Below are 15,180 nucleotides of genomic sequence, written 5' to 3'. Positions count from 1 at the left end.
CGTCCCTCCGCCGCATGCCCCCCCCACGAGAGGAAGCCGTCGCATGACCCTGCCGAAGTGCGCCACGCCCCCCACCCCGCAGGAGACGGCGGAGCTGCGCGAGCGCTACCGCGCTGAACGCGAGCGCCGTGTCCGCCCCGACGCCACGGCCCAATACCGTTCCACGACCGCCGAGTTCGGCTACTTCGCCGCCGACCCGTACGCGGGCGAGATCCCTGAGCGCGAGCCGCTGCGCGACACGGTGGACGTCGCGATCGTCGGCGGCGGGTTCGGCGGCATCCTGGCGGGCGCGCGGATGCGGCAGCAGGGCGTGGCGAAGGTTCGGGTGGTCGAGCAGGGCGGCGACTTCGGCGGCACCTGGTACTGGAACCGCTATCCCGGCATCCACTGCGACATCGAGGCACACGTCTACCTGCCGATGCTGGACGAGACCGGCTACGTACCCGAGTGGAAGTACGCGCCGGGCGACGAGATCCGACGCCACGCGGTGCGCATGGCCGAGCACTTCGACCTGTACGAGAACGCCCTCTTCTCGACGGCGGTCACCGCCCTGACGTGGGACGAGTCCGCCCACCAGTGGCTCGTCGCAACCGACCGCGGCGACGCGTTCCACGCCACGTACGTCGTCACCGCGACCGGCACCCTCTCCGAGCCCAAGCTGCCCGGCATCCCCGGCATCGAGGACTTCAAGGGCCACACCTTCCACACCTCGCGCTGGGACTACGGCTACACCGGCGGCGGCCCCGAGGGCGGCATGACGGGCCTCGCGGACAAGCGCGTCGGCGTCGTCGGCACGGGCGCCACGGGCGTTCAGGCCATCCCCAAACTGGCCGAGGACGCCGGCCAGTTGTACGTCTTCCAGCGCACGCCGTCCGCCGTCGACACGCGCGGTCAGCGCCGCATGACCCCGCAGGACGTCGGGGCGGACAGGCCGGGCTGGGCGGGCGAACGCCGCGAGAACTTCCTGCGGATCGTCTCGGGAGAGGACGCGGACCGCGACCTGGTGGCCGACCGCTGGACGGAATCAGCGGCCCTCCTCGAAAAGCTCCTCCCGAGCTTCCGTCGCGACGGCGAACCGGACTTCGAGGCGGCGTACGAGGCCGCCGACCACGCCACGATGAACCAGATCCGCGACCGCGTCGCCGCGGAGGTCACCGACCCGGCCACCGCCGAGGCCCTCAAGCCCTGGTACCGCTACGCCTGCAAACGCCCTACGTTCTCCGACCTGTACCTCCCCGCCTTCAACCGCGAGAACGTGACACTCGTCGACACGGCGGACACCCACGGCATCGAGCGGATGACGGAACGCGGGGTGGTCGTCGGCGGCGTCGAGTACGAGATCGACTGCCTGATCTTCGCGACGGGCTTCTCGGTCGGCGTCTCCGGCGTCACATCCGGCAAACTCCCGGTAACAGGCCGCAACGGCCTCCAACTCCTCTCCACCCTGGCCGAGTTCGGCCCCCGCACCCTCCACGGCTTCACGACCCCCGGCTTCCCCAACCTGATCCAACTGGGCCCGATGCAGAACTCCTCCAGCGTCAACTTCAGCCACATCCTGGACGAACAGGCCATCCACGCCGCGGCGTTGGTCGCAGCCGCCGAGCGCGACGACGCACTCCTGGAACCATCCTCGGAAGCGGTCGCCGCCTGGCGCGCAACGTGCTCCCATGGCGCCCCCGACCACGAGTGGTTCCACGCGGAATGCACCCCCGGCTACTACAACCGCGAGGGCCGCGGCCGCCCGAACGGCCCGAACGCGTACCCGCATGGCGCGGTGGCCTTCCACGAACTGCTGCGGAAGTGGCGGGAGGAGAGGGTGGGGGAGGTGCTGCGGAAGAAGGGGTGAGGCAACGCTCGCGGTCTGCCTTGCGGCGGCTGCTGGGCGGTGCTTTTTCTCGTCTACTGCCGCCGGCCGTCAGAGCATCTCCCGCATGGCCTCGATGACCTCCTGGAGGGTGGGGCGTTCGGCGGGCTTGTAGGCGAGCATCTGCTCGACCAGCTCGCCGAACGCCCCCTCGATGTTCACTGGTCTCCGGTTTCCCTCGACGACGGCCCGGCGCTGTTCGTCCCTGGGAGCGTCGTCGGGGTAGATGACGGCACGCCGTTGCCGGGCAGCCATCAGCAGGCTCGCACCGAGGCCGTAGACATCGCTCGCCTGGGTCGGTGATGCCTGCCCTTCTTCGAGTACCTGTCTCGACAGTTCGGGAGCCTCGTAGTGGACGAGGCAGCCCCGGTGCGGAAAGTCGACCTCCTCGGGGAGGGGCTTGCCCTGAGCAAGGGCAAGGTCGATGAGGTGGGTGCGCCAGGGGCCGATCAGGAAGTGCATCGGCTGTACGTCGCCGTGCGCCCAGCCTTCAGCGTGGAGGCGTGCGAGAGCGCTGGCGCACTCCAGTGCCGTCACCACGCTGGGCGCCGAGCCGTCCACGCGATGCCTCTCCCAGAGCTGTTGCAGATCGGGTCCCTCGTGCCACGGCTGGATGCACCATGTACCCCTCTCCCACCTACCAGTGGGCACCGGGGCGCCGAGGTGTTGGAGGACGGCCGCTTCCCGTCCGGGCGCGAGCGCGGTCCATGGCTGGCCAGAATGTTCGTCGGTCGCAGCGATCGGGTACCCCAGCTTGACCGCGTAGCGAGCCATGTCGGTCCGGACGTCCCACAGTGTCGAGCCGCGCCGGTTGGCGACGCGTGCGGCCTCGACGATGGGAGGGAGCGAGTTCGTGATCTGGTCGGGAAGCTGCACGGAGGTGCGGTCCTTTTCAGATGCCGTAGTCGCGACCGTCGTCCGAGTCGCACTGGGCAAAATCCTCGCCGTCGGCGGTCCACAGTTCATCGAATACGCGGAATCCGGCGGCCTTCATGGCGGGGGCGGGGGCTGCGACCTATGGCCGAGGGCGAGGGCCTGTCGCGGTCGGACCTCTAGCCGCACATCGCAGTGCGTGACCAAGGTCCGCGACGTGGGGGACATCTACCGCGTACCGCCGGGAAACGCTCTGGTCCTGGCGGCAATTGGCGGAGGTCACCGCCCCGATGAGGCCAGTAGGGTGGGCTCATGCCGAAGCGTGAACCGTTCATGATCGACGGAGTCACTTACGAGCGGGATTCAGCTCTGGGAGAGGGCGGGTCAGCCGTGGTGTGGAAGGCCCGCCGTAAGCCCGACGGCCAGGTGTTCGCAGTCAAACGGATCGAGAAGGACCGAGACGCGGACTCCGCCCGAAACAAGCGTTTCAAGCAGGAGATCGAGTACGGGCAGACATCGAGCCATCCGAACGTCGTGAGTATCCACGCGCGCTCAGAGGACGCGAACTTCTTCTACTACGTCATGGACTTCTACCCGATGACGCTGCGAAACGTGATCAACGTCGAAACCGAAGCTGACGTGCTTCTCGACTACGTGCGCCAGCTCTGCGATGCGCTCGCGTACGTGCACGGCGACGGCATAGTGCATCGCGACCTCAAACCTGAGAATGTCCTCGTCGACCCTGACGCGCGTCGGCTCGTGCTGGCCGACTTCGGTATCGCGCATTTCAAGGACTCCTTGCTCACGAAGCGCGGGGACCTCTTAGTGAACCGGAACTACCTTGCTCCCGAGCAGATGGTGAGGAACAACGCCCTCAGTATCGGGAAACCGGCGGACATCTTTGCGCTCGGTCTCGTCATCACCGAGATGTTCACGAAGCAGAACGCCCGAGGGCGACGACACGCACTTGTGCGCGACCGCTACCCCTTCCTGGCGGACCTCGACCTGATCATTGAACAGATGCTGCTCCAGGACGAGGCGCAGCGGCTCCGCATCGACACCGTACGCGGCCTGTTTCGGGTAACCCTTCACCGGCGCGACTCGACAATCGAGGATATCTCCGATGATCTGCGCCCCGACGAAGCGTCCGCAGACGGCTCGTCCGGCGAGATCGAGCGGATCCTCGGCCGTGCCGCGAGAGACGTTCTGTCTGCGAAGCACGTCTTCGAGCGGGTCGCCGACAGAGAGCTCGACCGGTTCAATCTCAACTATCACTGCGAGGTTGCGTACCGGGTGAGCACGGAGCTGTTCAATACATGTGCTCAAGCCGTTGTATATGCCTTGTGCAAGGCGAAGTTCGACTATGAGAGCGCCAGGCCGTGGGACGAGTACGACGACGCTCTCGTGGTGTCGGCCGCCAAGCCGGGACTCCAACGCGATCTGGAGACGATTCTGGCTGATTTCCCCCTCCCTCGGTCTTCGCGCTGGGGCGGTCTGCCACGGCGGTCGGCTCACTTGTTCCGGTTCTGCAAGGACTACCACTGCGAAGAGCTACTGACGAGCATCCGCGAATCTGTCTACGGTGAAGGCAGTCGTTCACTGCGGGCGAATCTGATCAACGCGCCGATCCTCTGGATCACCCGCTGGCTGCGTAGGTATCTGAACACCGATTACCTGGAGTTCGACAGAACAGTTCGGGAGGACATCGGTTTCGAGCGCCACCTCTCGGTGCTCTGGGACGAGACGCTTCCGCTGGATTCGACCCGAGAAGCGGTGGGAGCGGATCTGTTGACCGAGCCGCTCAACGCCGGCGCCATTGCGGGCACACTGCAGGCACTTGAAGCGAAATGGGATGTCTCCGTGGGAGAGCTCGTAGACGGTGGGTACTCGGTCATATTCCGGTCACGCAAGACGTACCGCTGCTTCCGTGACGAGGCACTCGACCTCGCAGAACCGGGCTCAGTATTCGAAGGCGACGTCCTCAATCTACTCCGCCCCGAGGTGGAGTTCGACGACCTCGTCGCACTCACATGGGATCGGGACTTTGACGTGGCCATCACGCTCGGGAAGGTCCTCGGCACCCTCACGCGCTAGTGTCCTGAGTCCAAAGTTCGAGGGCGGTCATAAGCGGACGGCGTCTGGCGTTGGTATTGCGGTCGAGCATCGTGCTGGCGTGTGCGGAGGGTCGGTCGAACGCGGAGGCCCGATCGATCTGGGTGTCTCGCGGGAGACGGTGCGCAAGAGCCGGGCCCGATTTCTTGGCGAATCGGCTGGCCGGCCGCACCCCAAAGGCGAGGCTCGGAGCTGTGTGAGCCTGGCGAGATTATGGTTATGGACCCATGAGCCACGAATCCAATGAGGCCCCGGCAGAGAGCACGCGCGTCACCACGGTGACCGACGGCGTCGCAGAGGTCTTTACCTGGGAAGAAGGCGCACGGATTGAGGTTCGGAACCTCGGGAGCACGGTGGTCGTCGAGGCGAATGCAGAGGGCCGCAGGACATTGGCCGGCCACCTGCTCGCCCTCGCGAAGAACGGCGTACCCGACGGGAGCCACCTTCACTTGGAGGACGGCAACGGCCTTGCGGAAGGCTCCGTTGAACTGGTTCTGGAGCGGTGTGACGATGAGGCATGAGGACGCTCCCGGGGGCGGTGGTGTCGACCCTGCCCTGTTGAAGCCGCCCGTCGAATGCGTGTCGAAGCGGACTGGATCCGCTGATGCCGCCGCGCGAACAGGATGGTCAAAGCCCCAGATAGCCGGAATGATCCAGGCGCCTTCTAGGTGCTTGTACTTCGAGTCGGCATCAGCCTTAGCGATCACTCGCAACGCAATCCCCGCAGCCGTGGTCCGTCACGCCAGACGCAACGAGGCCCGCGAACTGCCATCCGTCGAGGTAGACCGCGTCAGCTAAGGTGTCGGCCGGGCCGTCCCTGGGCCGTCCGAGGCTGCTCAGCGACGGCCAACGACGACAAGCAGGGACAGATCAACTACGGCCTCTGTACCGGCTCCAGATCCGCTCGGAACGAATGGTGGTCCGAGTACTCGCTCGGATGCACCGCATGGTCGTGCGCCTCGAAGCCGCGCAGGAAGATGTAGTCGAACTTGCTGTGCCAGTCCGTGGTTGTCTCGCAGGCCGCACCGGCCCTCGGGTGGCACTCGGGGGATGCGTCCTTCGCCAGGGACCACATCGGGGCCAGCTCGGGAGCCTCCGGCGTCGCGTTGAAGTCGCCCAGGGCGATGGTGCGTTCGTGGCGGGCGAACGCCTTGGCGAAGAAGGTGAGCTGCTTTTCGCGGAACGGTGCTTGTTGGCGTTGTGCGAGGTGGGTGTTGAAGACGCGGACCGGGCGGTCGCCCACCGTGGTCGTCACCGCCAGGTAGCCGCGGTCCTCGGAGCCGCCGTCCGGGTACTCCACGGTGTCGGCGTCGGTCATCGGTGTTGCGGAGAGGATCGCTTGGCCGTAGCCGCCCGCCCGCCACGGGAGGCCTCCGCAGCGGCTCCAGTTGCGCAGGACCGAGCCGTACTCGACGTGGTAGGTCAGGCCGTAGAAGGTCCTTAGGTAGGCGCGGATTTCCTCGACGTCGCGGACGCAGGCCTCCTGGAGGCCGATGACCTGTGGCGCGTACGTCGCGATGTCCGCCGCCCGGCCGAGGTTCTGGCTGCTGCCGCAGGGGTTGCAGATGTTCCACGTCATGACGCGGTTCGGGACGATGTCCTTCGCGGCGCCGACAGGGAGGGGGATGGGTTCGGAGACGAGGGCGCCGCTGGGCGTGCTCGGGCCGATGAGTGCCACGCAGATCGCCGCCGTGGCCACTGCCGACCACCGTTTGCCCCGTCCGAACACCGGCACCGCACCTCCTCAGGGTGATCCTGTCATCGCACCGTCGTCGTCTGGAGCAGTTCGCGGGCCATTTCCCGCGCGGGCGCCTCGGTTTGTTGGGCGATGCGGTGGAACGTCTCCTGGGCGCGGCGCGCCGGCCAGTCGTGCGGGAGGTGGCAGGACGGCAGCCGGGGGTCGGCCCGGATCGTGTCGAGCCACTCGCTGACGAGCCGCAGACGGGCGCCGAGGGGGTCGGCGGACCCCGCACCCGCCTGACCGCTTGGGCCGTCGCTCCACCGCTCCTCGAACGAGCGGTAGCGGGCCGCGATGCTCTCCAGGTCCCAGGTGTCGCGGATCATCTCCTCGATGTCCGTGGCCACCCCGGCCTCCCCGTGGAAGACCTTGACGTTCTTGGCGAGGTCGAGCTCCGCGACCACCGCCGATACGTCGACCTGCCCCGGCGCGATCCACAACCCGCTGTACAGAGCGCCGAACCCGGACCAGGCGAGGCGCGAACGCAGCTCGTGGCGCTGACGCTTCCAGGCGTCGGGGAGGGAGAAGGCGAGCAGCGTCCAGGTGCCGTCCCAGTCGTCGTTGACCGCGCCCTGCTTCCAGACGCGGGCACCCCCGTCGTACAGCACCCGCTTCGCCTGCTCGGTCAGGCCGAAGTGCATGCGGCGGCCCTCGCGCCGGCGCTCCAGCAGGCCCCGGTTGACCATCCGCGTCAGCGTCGAACGCACCGCCTGTTCGCCGACGCCGACCCGGCCGAGCACCTCGATGATGCTGCCCGAGTACACGTACAGGTCCCCTGCCTCCAGCACGTGGTTGCCGAAGAAGGCGAGCAGGAGCGACTGCGGGCGGGGTTGTGAGATGTCCGCCGCGCCGCTGGTCGGGTCGTCATCGATGCCGGTGTCCTCCACGGCGCCAAGACTACGGGCGCCCACCGACAACGCGGCGGGCGCCCGTCCCGGATCACCGTCCATCGGCGGGATGCGCACGGTCGTACGGCCGGAGATACTCGGTGGGGTGGTAGGGGGCGTAGCGCGCAGGGTCGGTGGGGTTTGCCTTCGCAGCAAGGGAGTTGAGGGAGGCCGCGTCCGTGCCGTGCCACGCCCCGGAAGCGATGCGGTCCTCCAGGGTGTGCAGCGCGGCGAGCTGTTCCGCTGCACTGAACGTGCAGTGCCCGGCGTTGTCGGTGTAGGCCTGCCGCAGCAGGGAGGAGGAGCCGGCGGCGGTGACGGCGCGGCGCAGTGCGCTCTCCGTCTGTACGGGGACGAGCGGGTCGCCGGTGGTGTGCACGTCGAACTGGGGCTTGGTGAGCTTGCCGGTGAACGTGCTGGTGCGGCGCATCCAGGACACTGCGTCCGGGTCGGCGGTGATGCGCGGGGCGCGGTCGAGGGCGGCGAGGTCGCCGCGCAGGGAGAGGCCCGCCTCGCGGTACAGCTCGCCGACCTCCTTGCGCACGGAGGACCGGGCGAGCAGCCGGGCGTAGTCGACGCCGGTGTTCCAGGAGGTGTTGCCGCCAGAGTGTGCCTCGGAGTCCTGGCGCCGGTTGAACGCGGCCACCTTCAGGAGGCCCTTGACGGCCGTGTACTGGTTGGCCTGTTGGGCGTTCCAGTCGTCCGGCGCGGGGCGTGCCTGCGACTCCTGGTTCCAGCCGGGGATGTTGTGCAGGGCGGCGGCGAGCGCGATCCGGGCGCGCCCGGTGGGGGAGGCCTGTGCCTTGTCGACGGCGGCGACCATGGTGTCCGCCGCGCGCGTGGCCGTCTGCTGGTCCGGCAGGTCGACCAGGGGGACGTCGGAGCCCGGCGCGAGGAGGGTCTTGAGGGCGAAGACGGGGTCGAGCGTGTTGTTCCAGTTGGCGACGCCGCCGTGGACCAGGCCGCACAGGGAGAGCGAGCCGTCGATGCGCCCGGGGTGCCGTTCCGCGATCGCGGTGGTGACCATCCCGCCGTAACTGCGGCCCCAGGCGACGGTGCGCCGGGCCGCGCCGAACCGCTCCGTGAACGCCGACAGGGTGGCGAGCTGGTCGTTGACCGCGCCCGGCATCGACCAGCCCGTGGTGGCGTACGAGGAGCCGATCAGGGCGTAACCCTGCTTCAGGAGAAGGGACTTGGTGGCGTCGTCCGGGGCGTTCTCGGCCGGGTTGGGCGCGCCGACGTCGTTGTAGCCGTGGCTGAAGAGCAGGACCGTGCCGTTCCAGGTGGCGGGTACGTCCATCACGTACGCGGCGCCGGAGGGCAGGGCGCCCTCCACGTGCCCGGTGTCGGGGGAGGCCGCCAGGGCGGCCGGGGCAGGCAGCGCGGTGGCGGCCAGGGCGAGGGCCGCGGCGCAGGCGATACGTGTCCGGGAACCGGGTGTCCTCATGCGGAGGCCTCCTTGGCGGGCGCGGCGGGGGCGGCGGGCGCGGCGGGGTTGGTGGGCTGATCCGTGGTGTGCGTGAGCGCGTCCTTGCCGGTCTCGCGGACGAACCACAGCGAGACCGCGGTGATCAGCGAACCGCCGCACATCAGCAGGGCGATGGGTGTGCCGTTGCCGCTGCCTGCCACGAGAGCGCCCGCGATCATCGGGGAGAAGCCCGCGCCGATCAGAGTGGCGCCCTGGTAGCCGAGCGAGGCGCCGGTGTAGCGCACGCGCGTGCCGAACATTTCGCTGAACAGGGCGCCCAGGGGGCCGTACATCATCGACTGCGCGATGCCGTGTCCCAGTACCACGGCCAGGATCAGCAGGCCGGGCGAGCCGGAGTCCACGAGTGCGAGGACGGGGAAGGCGAGCGCCGCCGAGAGCAGTGCTCCGGCGAGGACGACCGGGCGGCGGCCGATCCGGTCCGAGAGCACGGAGGCGCAGGGCAGCACCACCAGCGCGACTGACGAGGACACCGTGAGCGCGGTGAGCGCCTGCGGGCGCGCGTAGCCGATGCCGGTGGCGTAGGAGATCAGGTAACTGGTCAGCAGGGACTGCGTGGTGAAGGCCCCGATGCCGACGCAGCACGCCAGCAGGACGGGGCGCGGTCGGCGCAGCACGTCCAGGATCGGCAGCCGCGCCGTGCCGCGCTCCTGCTTCACCTCGGCGAACAGCGGGCTCTCGACGACCTTCAGCCGTACGAAGAGGCCGACACCGAGCAGCACCACACTCAACAGGAACGGCACCCGCCAGCCCCATTGCATGAACTCTTCTTTAGGAAGCGTGACGACAAGGGCGACCACGGCAGCGGACAGCAGGGAGCCGAGCGGCGCCCCCAACTGCGTGAAACTGGACCACAGTCCGCGCCGCCGCGCCCCCGCGTGCTCGACCACCATGAGCGTCGCGCCGCCCCACTCGCCGCCGATGGCGATGCCCTGCACGACGCGCAGGGTGATCAGCAGCAGCGGCGCCCAGACACCTACGGTGTCGTACGTCGGCAGCAGCCCGATGAGGAAGCTGGCGCCGCCCATCAGGCCCATCGTGAGCAGCAGCATCGACTTGCGGCCGAGCCGGTCGCCGAAGTGCCCGAAGACGATGCCGCCGAGCGGGCGGGCGACGTATCCGGCGGCGAAGGTGCCGAACGCGGCGATGGTGCCGACGGCCGGGTCGGCGCCGGGGAAGAACAGCTCACCGAAGGCGACGGCGGCGACGGTGCCGTAGACGAGGAAGTCGTAGAACTCGACGGCGGTCCCGAGCAGCCCGGAGAGGGCAACTCGTCTTAGTTGCTTGGTGCGTTGGGACATCGCGGGCTCCCTGGGGCGGGGGAAGGGTGCCCGTGAATGTATGCGTGTTGGTTACTGCGGTCAATAAAGTGCACAACATCGGGGATGGGTGGGCCGGTGAGTCGGTGAGTCGGTGAGTCGGTGCGTCGCCGGCCCGGCGGGTCAGTGGGTCAGTCCGGCAGCGGGCGGTTCGTGACCACGTTCTTCATCACGAGCGTGGAGTTGAGGCGCTGCACCCCCGGAAGGCGCGCGAGCTGCTGGTCGTAGAGCTGCTGAAAGGCGGTCAGGTCGGCGGCGGCCACCCGCAGCAGATAGTCCGGGTCGCCGAACAGGCGCTGCGCCTGGAGCACATGCGGCACCGCGGCGACCGCCTCCTCGAACGAGGCGACCGTGTCCCGGTCCTCCCAGCCCAGGGTGACGAAGACCAGCGCCTCGAAGTCCAGGCCGAGGGCGGAGGGGTCCACGACGGCGCGGTAGCCGCGGATCGCCCCCGAACGCTCCAGGTCACGCAGCCGGCGGTGGCACGGCGAGACGCTCAGCTTCACGCGGGCGGCCAGCTCGGTGATGGTGAGACGGCCGTCCATCTGCAGCTCGGTAAGAATTTTCCGGTCCATGGCGTCCATGGGGAAGATTCTCCCTCATGTCTGCCGGTAGTGGAGAAAAGAAGGGAACACCTTCGGGCGGATTCCGCCTAGCCTTCCTCGCGTACAACTGCACGTGAGAGGGATCGGCAACACATGGACACGACCACGCTGGCGGCATTTCTGGCGGTGGACCTTCTGCTGGTGTTCACACCGGGCGCGGACTGGGCCTACGCGATCTCGGCCGGACTGCGGGACCGCTCGGTCGTCCCGGCGGTGGCCGGGCTGATAACCGGCTACGTGGGATACACGCTGCTCGCCGTCGCGGGCCTGGCGGTGCTGGTGGCGAGTTCGGCGACCCTGCTCACGGTGCTGACCGTCGCCGGGGCCGGCTACCTGGTGTGGCTCGGCTGCAATGTGTTGCGGCAGCCCGCCGTGCTGACCGCCGACGAAGAGCCCGTCGGTGCCTCCCGCCGCCAGGTCATGCTCAAAGGCATCGGTATCAGCGGCCTCAACCCCAAGGCGCTGCTGCTGTACCTGTCCCTCTTCCCCCAGTTCATCCACCCGGCGACGGGCTGGCCCGTGGCCGTGCAGACCGGCGTGCTCGGCACCCTCCACATGACCGCCTGCGCGGTCGTCTACCTCGGCGTCGGCGTGCTGGCCCGCACCGTACTGAAGACGCGGCCCACGGCGGCGCGGGCAGTGACACGGGTGTCCGGCGTCATGATGATCGCGATCGGTGGTTTCCTGTTGGCGGAGCAGTTGGCGTAGGTGGACTGCCAGTTGCCCGGCTGCCCAGTTACCCAGTTGCCCTGTTGCAACCGGAGTGCGAGGAGTGCGCGTGAACGAGGTGTCCGCCTTCACCACCGACCGGCTGGCCATGGTGCCGCTGCGCGTCGAGCACGCCGAAGAGACCCGGACATCGCATGGCTCGGGGAGCAGGGGATCGGCGCGTTCGTCGCGTACATCCGCCCCGACCACCACGCCTCCGCCGCCGTCGCCACCGCCTGCGGGCTGACGCCCACGGACGAGTGGCACGACGGCGAGGTCAAGTGGGGGCTCAGCGGAAGGCCGGAAGCCCCGTCAGGGTCTTGCCGATGACCAGCGAGTGGACCTCGCTCGTGCCCTCATAAGTCAGCACCGACTCGAGGTTGTTGGCGTGGCGCAGCACCGGGTATTCGAGGGTGATGCCGTTCGCGCCGAGGATCGTGCGGCACTCGCGGGCGATCTTGATGGCCTCGCGCACGTTGTTGAGCTTGCCGACGCTGATCTGCTCCGGCGTGCCGCGGCCCTCGTCCTTGAGGCGGCCGAGGCGCAGCGCGAGCAGCATGCCCTTGTCGAGTTCGAGGGTCATGTCGGCGAGCTTCTGCTGGGTGAGCTGGTACGAGGCCAGGGGACGCTCGAACACCGTGCGGTCACCGGCGTAGGAGATCGCCGCCTCCAGGCAGTCGCGGGCGGCGCCGATCGCGCCGAACACGATGCCGAAGCGGGCCTCGTTGAGGCAGCCGAGCGGGCCCGACAGGCCGCGCGCGTTCGGCAGCATCGCGTCGGCGGGCAGGCGGACGTCCTCCAGGACCAGCTCGCTGGTGACGCTGGCTCGCAGGGACAGCTTGCGCTTGATCTCCGGCGCCGAGAAGCCGGGGGTGTCGGTCGGCACGACGAAGCCGCGCACACCCTCCTCGGTGCGGGCCCAGACGACGGCGACGTCCGCCACCGAACCGTTGGTGATCCACATCTTGGTGCCGTTGAGGACCCAGTCCGCGCCGTCGCGCTTGGCGTTCGTACGCATCGAGCCGGGGTCGGAACCCGCGTCGGGCTCGGTCAGGCCGAAGCAGCCGATCTTCTCGCCCGCCGCCATGCCCGGCAGCCACTGCTGCTTCTGCTCCTCGGAGCCGTACTTCCAGATCGCGTACATCGCGAGCGAACCCTGTACGGAGACGAGGCTGCGCAGGCCCGAGTCGACCGCCTCCAGCTCCATGCAGGCGAGCCCGTACGAGACGGCGCTGGTGCCCGCGCAGCCGTAGCCCTCCAGGTGCATGCCGAGGACGCCGAGGCCGCCCAGTTCACGGGCGAGCTCGCGGGCGGGGATGGCGCCGGCCTCGAACCACTCGGCCACCTTCGGGCGCAGCTCGCGCTCGCCCATGGTGCGCACGGTGTCGCGGATGGCGCGCTCCTCGTCGCTCAGCATGCCGTCGATGTCGACAAGGTCGAAGGGGTGGAGGTGAGTTGAGGACGAGGGCGAGGACGACGGCATCGCGGGCTCCTTGGCTGCTGACAAGTGCATGAGGTGACGCTAGGGTGCGGATATTGCGGATATCGGATTTTGGATCCAACTTCTTCGAGTCCTCGGATCGTAGCCGCACGCCCACCGCTTGCCAAGATTCCACAAGGTTCCACAAGGAGAGCCGTATGCCGGCCACAAGGCCCGTCGCCCAGGGAGCCCTCGCGGGGCTCGTCGTCGCCGACTTCGGCCGTGTCCTCGCGGCCCCGTATCTGACGATGCTCCTCGCCGACCTCGGCGCGGAGGTCATCAAGGTCGAGCGCCCGGGAGCCGGTGACGAGACCCGTTCCTGGGGCCCGCCGTTCGCCGACGGCGAGGCCACCTACTTCCTCGGCGTCAACCGCAACAAGCGCTCCGTCGCCCTCGACCTCACCGAGGACTCCGGCCGCGAGGCCGCCCGCGCCATCGCCGCCCGCGCGGACGTCCTCGTGGAGAACTTCCGGCCCGGCACCATGGACAAGCTCGGCCTCGGCTACGAGGAGCTGAGCACGCTCAACCCGGGCCTCGTGTACTGCTCGGTCACCGGGTTCGGCACGGCCGAGGGAGCCGCGCTGCCCGGCTACGACCTCCTCGTACAGGCCATGGGCGGACTGATGAGCGTCACCGGGGAGCCGGGCGGCCAGGGCACCAAGGCCGGCGTCGCGCTCGTCGACGTCATCACGGGGATGCACGCGGGCCTCGGCGTCATGGCCGCGCTGCGCCACCGCGAGCGCACCGGCGAGGGGCAGAAGGTCGAGGTCTCCCTGCTCACCTCGCTGCTCTCCGCGCTCACCAACCAGGCCTCCGCCCATGTGGCCGGGGGAGTGGTGCCCCGCGCGATGGGCAACAAGCACCCCAGCATCGCCCCGTACGAGGTGGTGGACGCCAAGGACCGGCCGCTGGCGCTCGCCGTCGGCAACGACCGGCAGTTCGGCGCGCTGTGCGCCGAGTTGGGGGTGCCCGCGCTCGCCGAAGACCCGCGCTTCGCGAGCAACACCGCGCGCGTGGCGCACCGCGACGAACTCCTCGCCGAACTCACCGAACGCCTCCGCGAGCGCGGCGCCGACGAGTGGTTCGAGACACTGACAGCCGTCGGCGTGCCCTGCGGCCCGATCAACGACCTCGGCGAGGCCTTCGCCTTCGCGGAACGCCTCGGCCTCGACCCCCGCGTGCACATCGACGACCCGAACCGCGAGGCCCCGGCCGCGCAGGTCGCCAATCCGATCCGGCTGAGCGCGGCCCCCGCCGCGTATGTCACGGCTCCGCCGCGGCTCGGGGAGCACACCGAGCAGATCCTCGCCGAGCTGGGGCTGTCGGGGAATTCCGCCGCAGGTGAAGCGGGCGATGTCAGTGACGCTCCGTAGGATGGGCGGCGTTCACCACGTGCTGCCGACGACGCCCGGCAGAGAGGACAAGGAGCCGTCATGACCACGCCCGCGAGCAGGCGGCGGCCCCCCACGGCGCAGCAGTTCGTCCTCGAGGAGCTGCGCCGCGCCATCACCAGCGGTGAGATCAGACCGGGCATGCCGATCCGGCAGGACGCCCTCGCCGAACAGCTCGGCGTGAGCCGGGTGCCGTTGCGCGAGGCGCTCAAGACGCTGGAGGGCCAGTCCCTCGTCGTGCACCACGCGCACCGCGGCTACTTCGTCGCCGAGCTGTCCCTGGCCGAGCTGCGCGAGGTGTACCGCATCCGGGAGATCCTGGAGGCCGAGGCCGTACGCGAGGCGATGCGCGCGGGCGGCGCCGTCCTCGACGCCCTGGAGGAAGCCCAGGGGGAGGTGGAGGCGCAGGCCGCGGCGGCCGACGTGGCGGCGATGGCGGCGGCCAACCGCCGCTTCCACTTCGTCCTCTTCGAGGCCTCCGGAATGACCCGCCTGGTGCGCCTCATCGCCACCCTCTGGGACGCCACCGACGCCTACCGCTCCCTCTACTACGCGGACTCGATCAGCCGCGAGCACGTCCTCGTCGAACACCGGGCGGTGCTCGACGCGCTGCGCGAGGGCCGCACGGAGGACGCGGTACGGCTGCTCGACGGACACCGGGAGCACGCGGTGGCGGCGCTGGAGGGGCTGCTCGGCGAGGGGGCGGGCGCGTAATTC

General features: G+C 69.2%; 13 protein-coding genes. 6 read left to right on the top strand and 7 right to left on the bottom strand.

Annotated features, from left to right (window positions below; genetic code table 11):
- Positions 1 to 43: 43 nt before the first annotated feature.
- Positions 44 to 1,846 (top strand): flavin-containing monooxygenase, encoded by a 1,803-nt coding sequence (locus tag ACFV9W_RS02020; protein WP_385754507.1) that lies wholly within the window; start codon positions 44 to 46, stop codon positions 1,844 to 1,846.
- A gap of 69 nt (positions 1,847 to 1,915) precedes the next feature.
- On the opposite strand, the gene ACFV9W_RS02015 is transcribed toward ACFV9W_RS02020, so the two are convergent.
- A complete protein-coding gene (locus ACFV9W_RS02015; RefSeq protein WP_385754504.1) occupies positions 1,916 to 2,740 on the bottom strand; it encodes a protein kinase in 825 nt (274 codons plus the stop codon).
- Positions 2,741 to 3,049: 309 nt separating this feature from the next.
- Between ACFV9W_RS02015 and ACFV9W_RS02010 the strand changes: the two genes are divergently transcribed.
- Complete coding sequence (locus ACFV9W_RS02010) at positions 3,050 to 4,831, top strand: serine/threonine-protein kinase (RefSeq protein ID WP_385754503.1); 1,782 nt, start codon at positions 3,050 to 3,052, stop codon at positions 4,829 to 4,831.
- A 245-nt stretch (positions 4,832 to 5,076) separates the two neighbouring features.
- Positions 5,077 to 5,370, top strand: coding sequence for a hypothetical protein (locus ACFV9W_RS02005; RefSeq protein ID WP_385754502.1), 294 nt, complete (start codon positions 5,077 to 5,079; stop codon positions 5,368 to 5,370).
- A gap of 353 nt (positions 5,371 to 5,723) precedes the next feature.
- Here the strand turns inward: ACFV9W_RS02005 and ACFV9W_RS02000 are convergent, their stop codons facing one another.
- The 5 genes from ACFV9W_RS02000 to ACFV9W_RS01980 form a co-directional block, all read right to left on the bottom strand.
- Positions 5,724 to 6,578, bottom strand: a complete 855-nt coding sequence (locus tag ACFV9W_RS02000) for an endonuclease/exonuclease/phosphatase family protein (protein ID WP_385754902.1) — start codon at positions 6,576 to 6,578, stop codon at positions 5,724 to 5,726.
- A gap of 29 nt (positions 6,579 to 6,607) precedes the next feature.
- On the bottom strand, positions 6,608 to 7,474 hold the full coding sequence (locus ACFV9W_RS01995) for a PaaX family transcriptional regulator C-terminal domain-containing protein (RefSeq protein WP_385754499.1): 867 nt from the start codon (positions 7,472 to 7,474) through the stop codon (positions 6,608 to 6,610).
- Positions 7,475 to 7,526: 52 nt separating this feature from the next.
- Complete coding sequence (locus tag ACFV9W_RS01990) at positions 7,527 to 8,921, bottom strand: alpha/beta hydrolase family protein (RefSeq protein WP_385754497.1); 1,395 nt, start codon at positions 8,919 to 8,921, stop codon at positions 7,527 to 7,529.
- Positions 8,918 to 10,261, bottom strand: coding sequence for an MFS transporter (locus ACFV9W_RS01985; protein WP_385754495.1), 1,344 nt, complete (start codon positions 10,259 to 10,261; stop codon positions 8,918 to 8,920). The genes ACFV9W_RS01990 and ACFV9W_RS01985 overlap by 4 nt, the downstream gene beginning before the upstream one ends.
- A 149-nt stretch (positions 10,262 to 10,410) precedes the next feature.
- Positions 10,411 to 10,863: an Lrp/AsnC family transcriptional regulator gene (locus ACFV9W_RS01980; RefSeq protein WP_385754492.1), complete on the bottom strand. Its 453-nt coding sequence runs from the start codon at positions 10,861 to 10,863 to the stop codon at positions 10,411 to 10,413.
- 114 nt (positions 10,864 to 10,977) lie between these two features.
- Here ACFV9W_RS01980 and ACFV9W_RS01975 point away from each other — a divergent pair, with 114 nt between their 5' ends.
- On the top strand, positions 10,978 to 11,592 hold the full coding sequence (locus tag ACFV9W_RS01975) for a LysE family translocator (RefSeq protein ID WP_385754489.1): 615 nt from the start codon (positions 10,978 to 10,980) through the stop codon (positions 11,590 to 11,592).
- A gap of 289 nt (positions 11,593 to 11,881) precedes the next feature.
- On the opposite strand, the gene ACFV9W_RS01970 is transcribed toward ACFV9W_RS01975, so the two are convergent.
- Positions 11,882 to 13,075 (bottom strand): acyl-CoA dehydrogenase family protein, encoded by a 1,194-nt coding sequence (locus ACFV9W_RS01970; RefSeq protein WP_385754900.1) that lies wholly within the window; start codon positions 13,073 to 13,075, stop codon positions 11,882 to 11,884.
- A 155-nt stretch (positions 13,076 to 13,230) separates the two neighbouring features.
- Between ACFV9W_RS01970 and ACFV9W_RS01965 the strand changes: the two genes are divergently transcribed.
- Together ACFV9W_RS01965 and ACFV9W_RS01960 are read left to right on the top strand one after the other, a co-directional pair.
- A complete protein-coding gene (locus ACFV9W_RS01965) occupies positions 13,231 to 14,445 on the top strand; it encodes a CaiB/BaiF CoA transferase family protein (protein ID WP_385754488.1) in 1,215 nt (404 codons plus the stop codon).
- A 60-nt stretch (positions 14,446 to 14,505) separates the two neighbouring features.
- Complete coding sequence (locus ACFV9W_RS01960; protein WP_385754486.1) at positions 14,506 to 15,177, top strand: GntR family transcriptional regulator; 672 nt, start codon at positions 14,506 to 14,508, stop codon at positions 15,175 to 15,177.
- The last annotated feature ends 3 nt before the right edge of the window (positions 15,178 to 15,180 follow it).

Source organism: Streptomyces sp. NPDC059897 (assembly GCF_042730865.1).
Lineage (GTDB): Bacteria > Actinomycetota > Actinomycetes > Streptomycetales > Streptomycetaceae > Streptomyces.
This window is presented reverse-complemented; position numbering and strand designations above follow the sequence as displayed.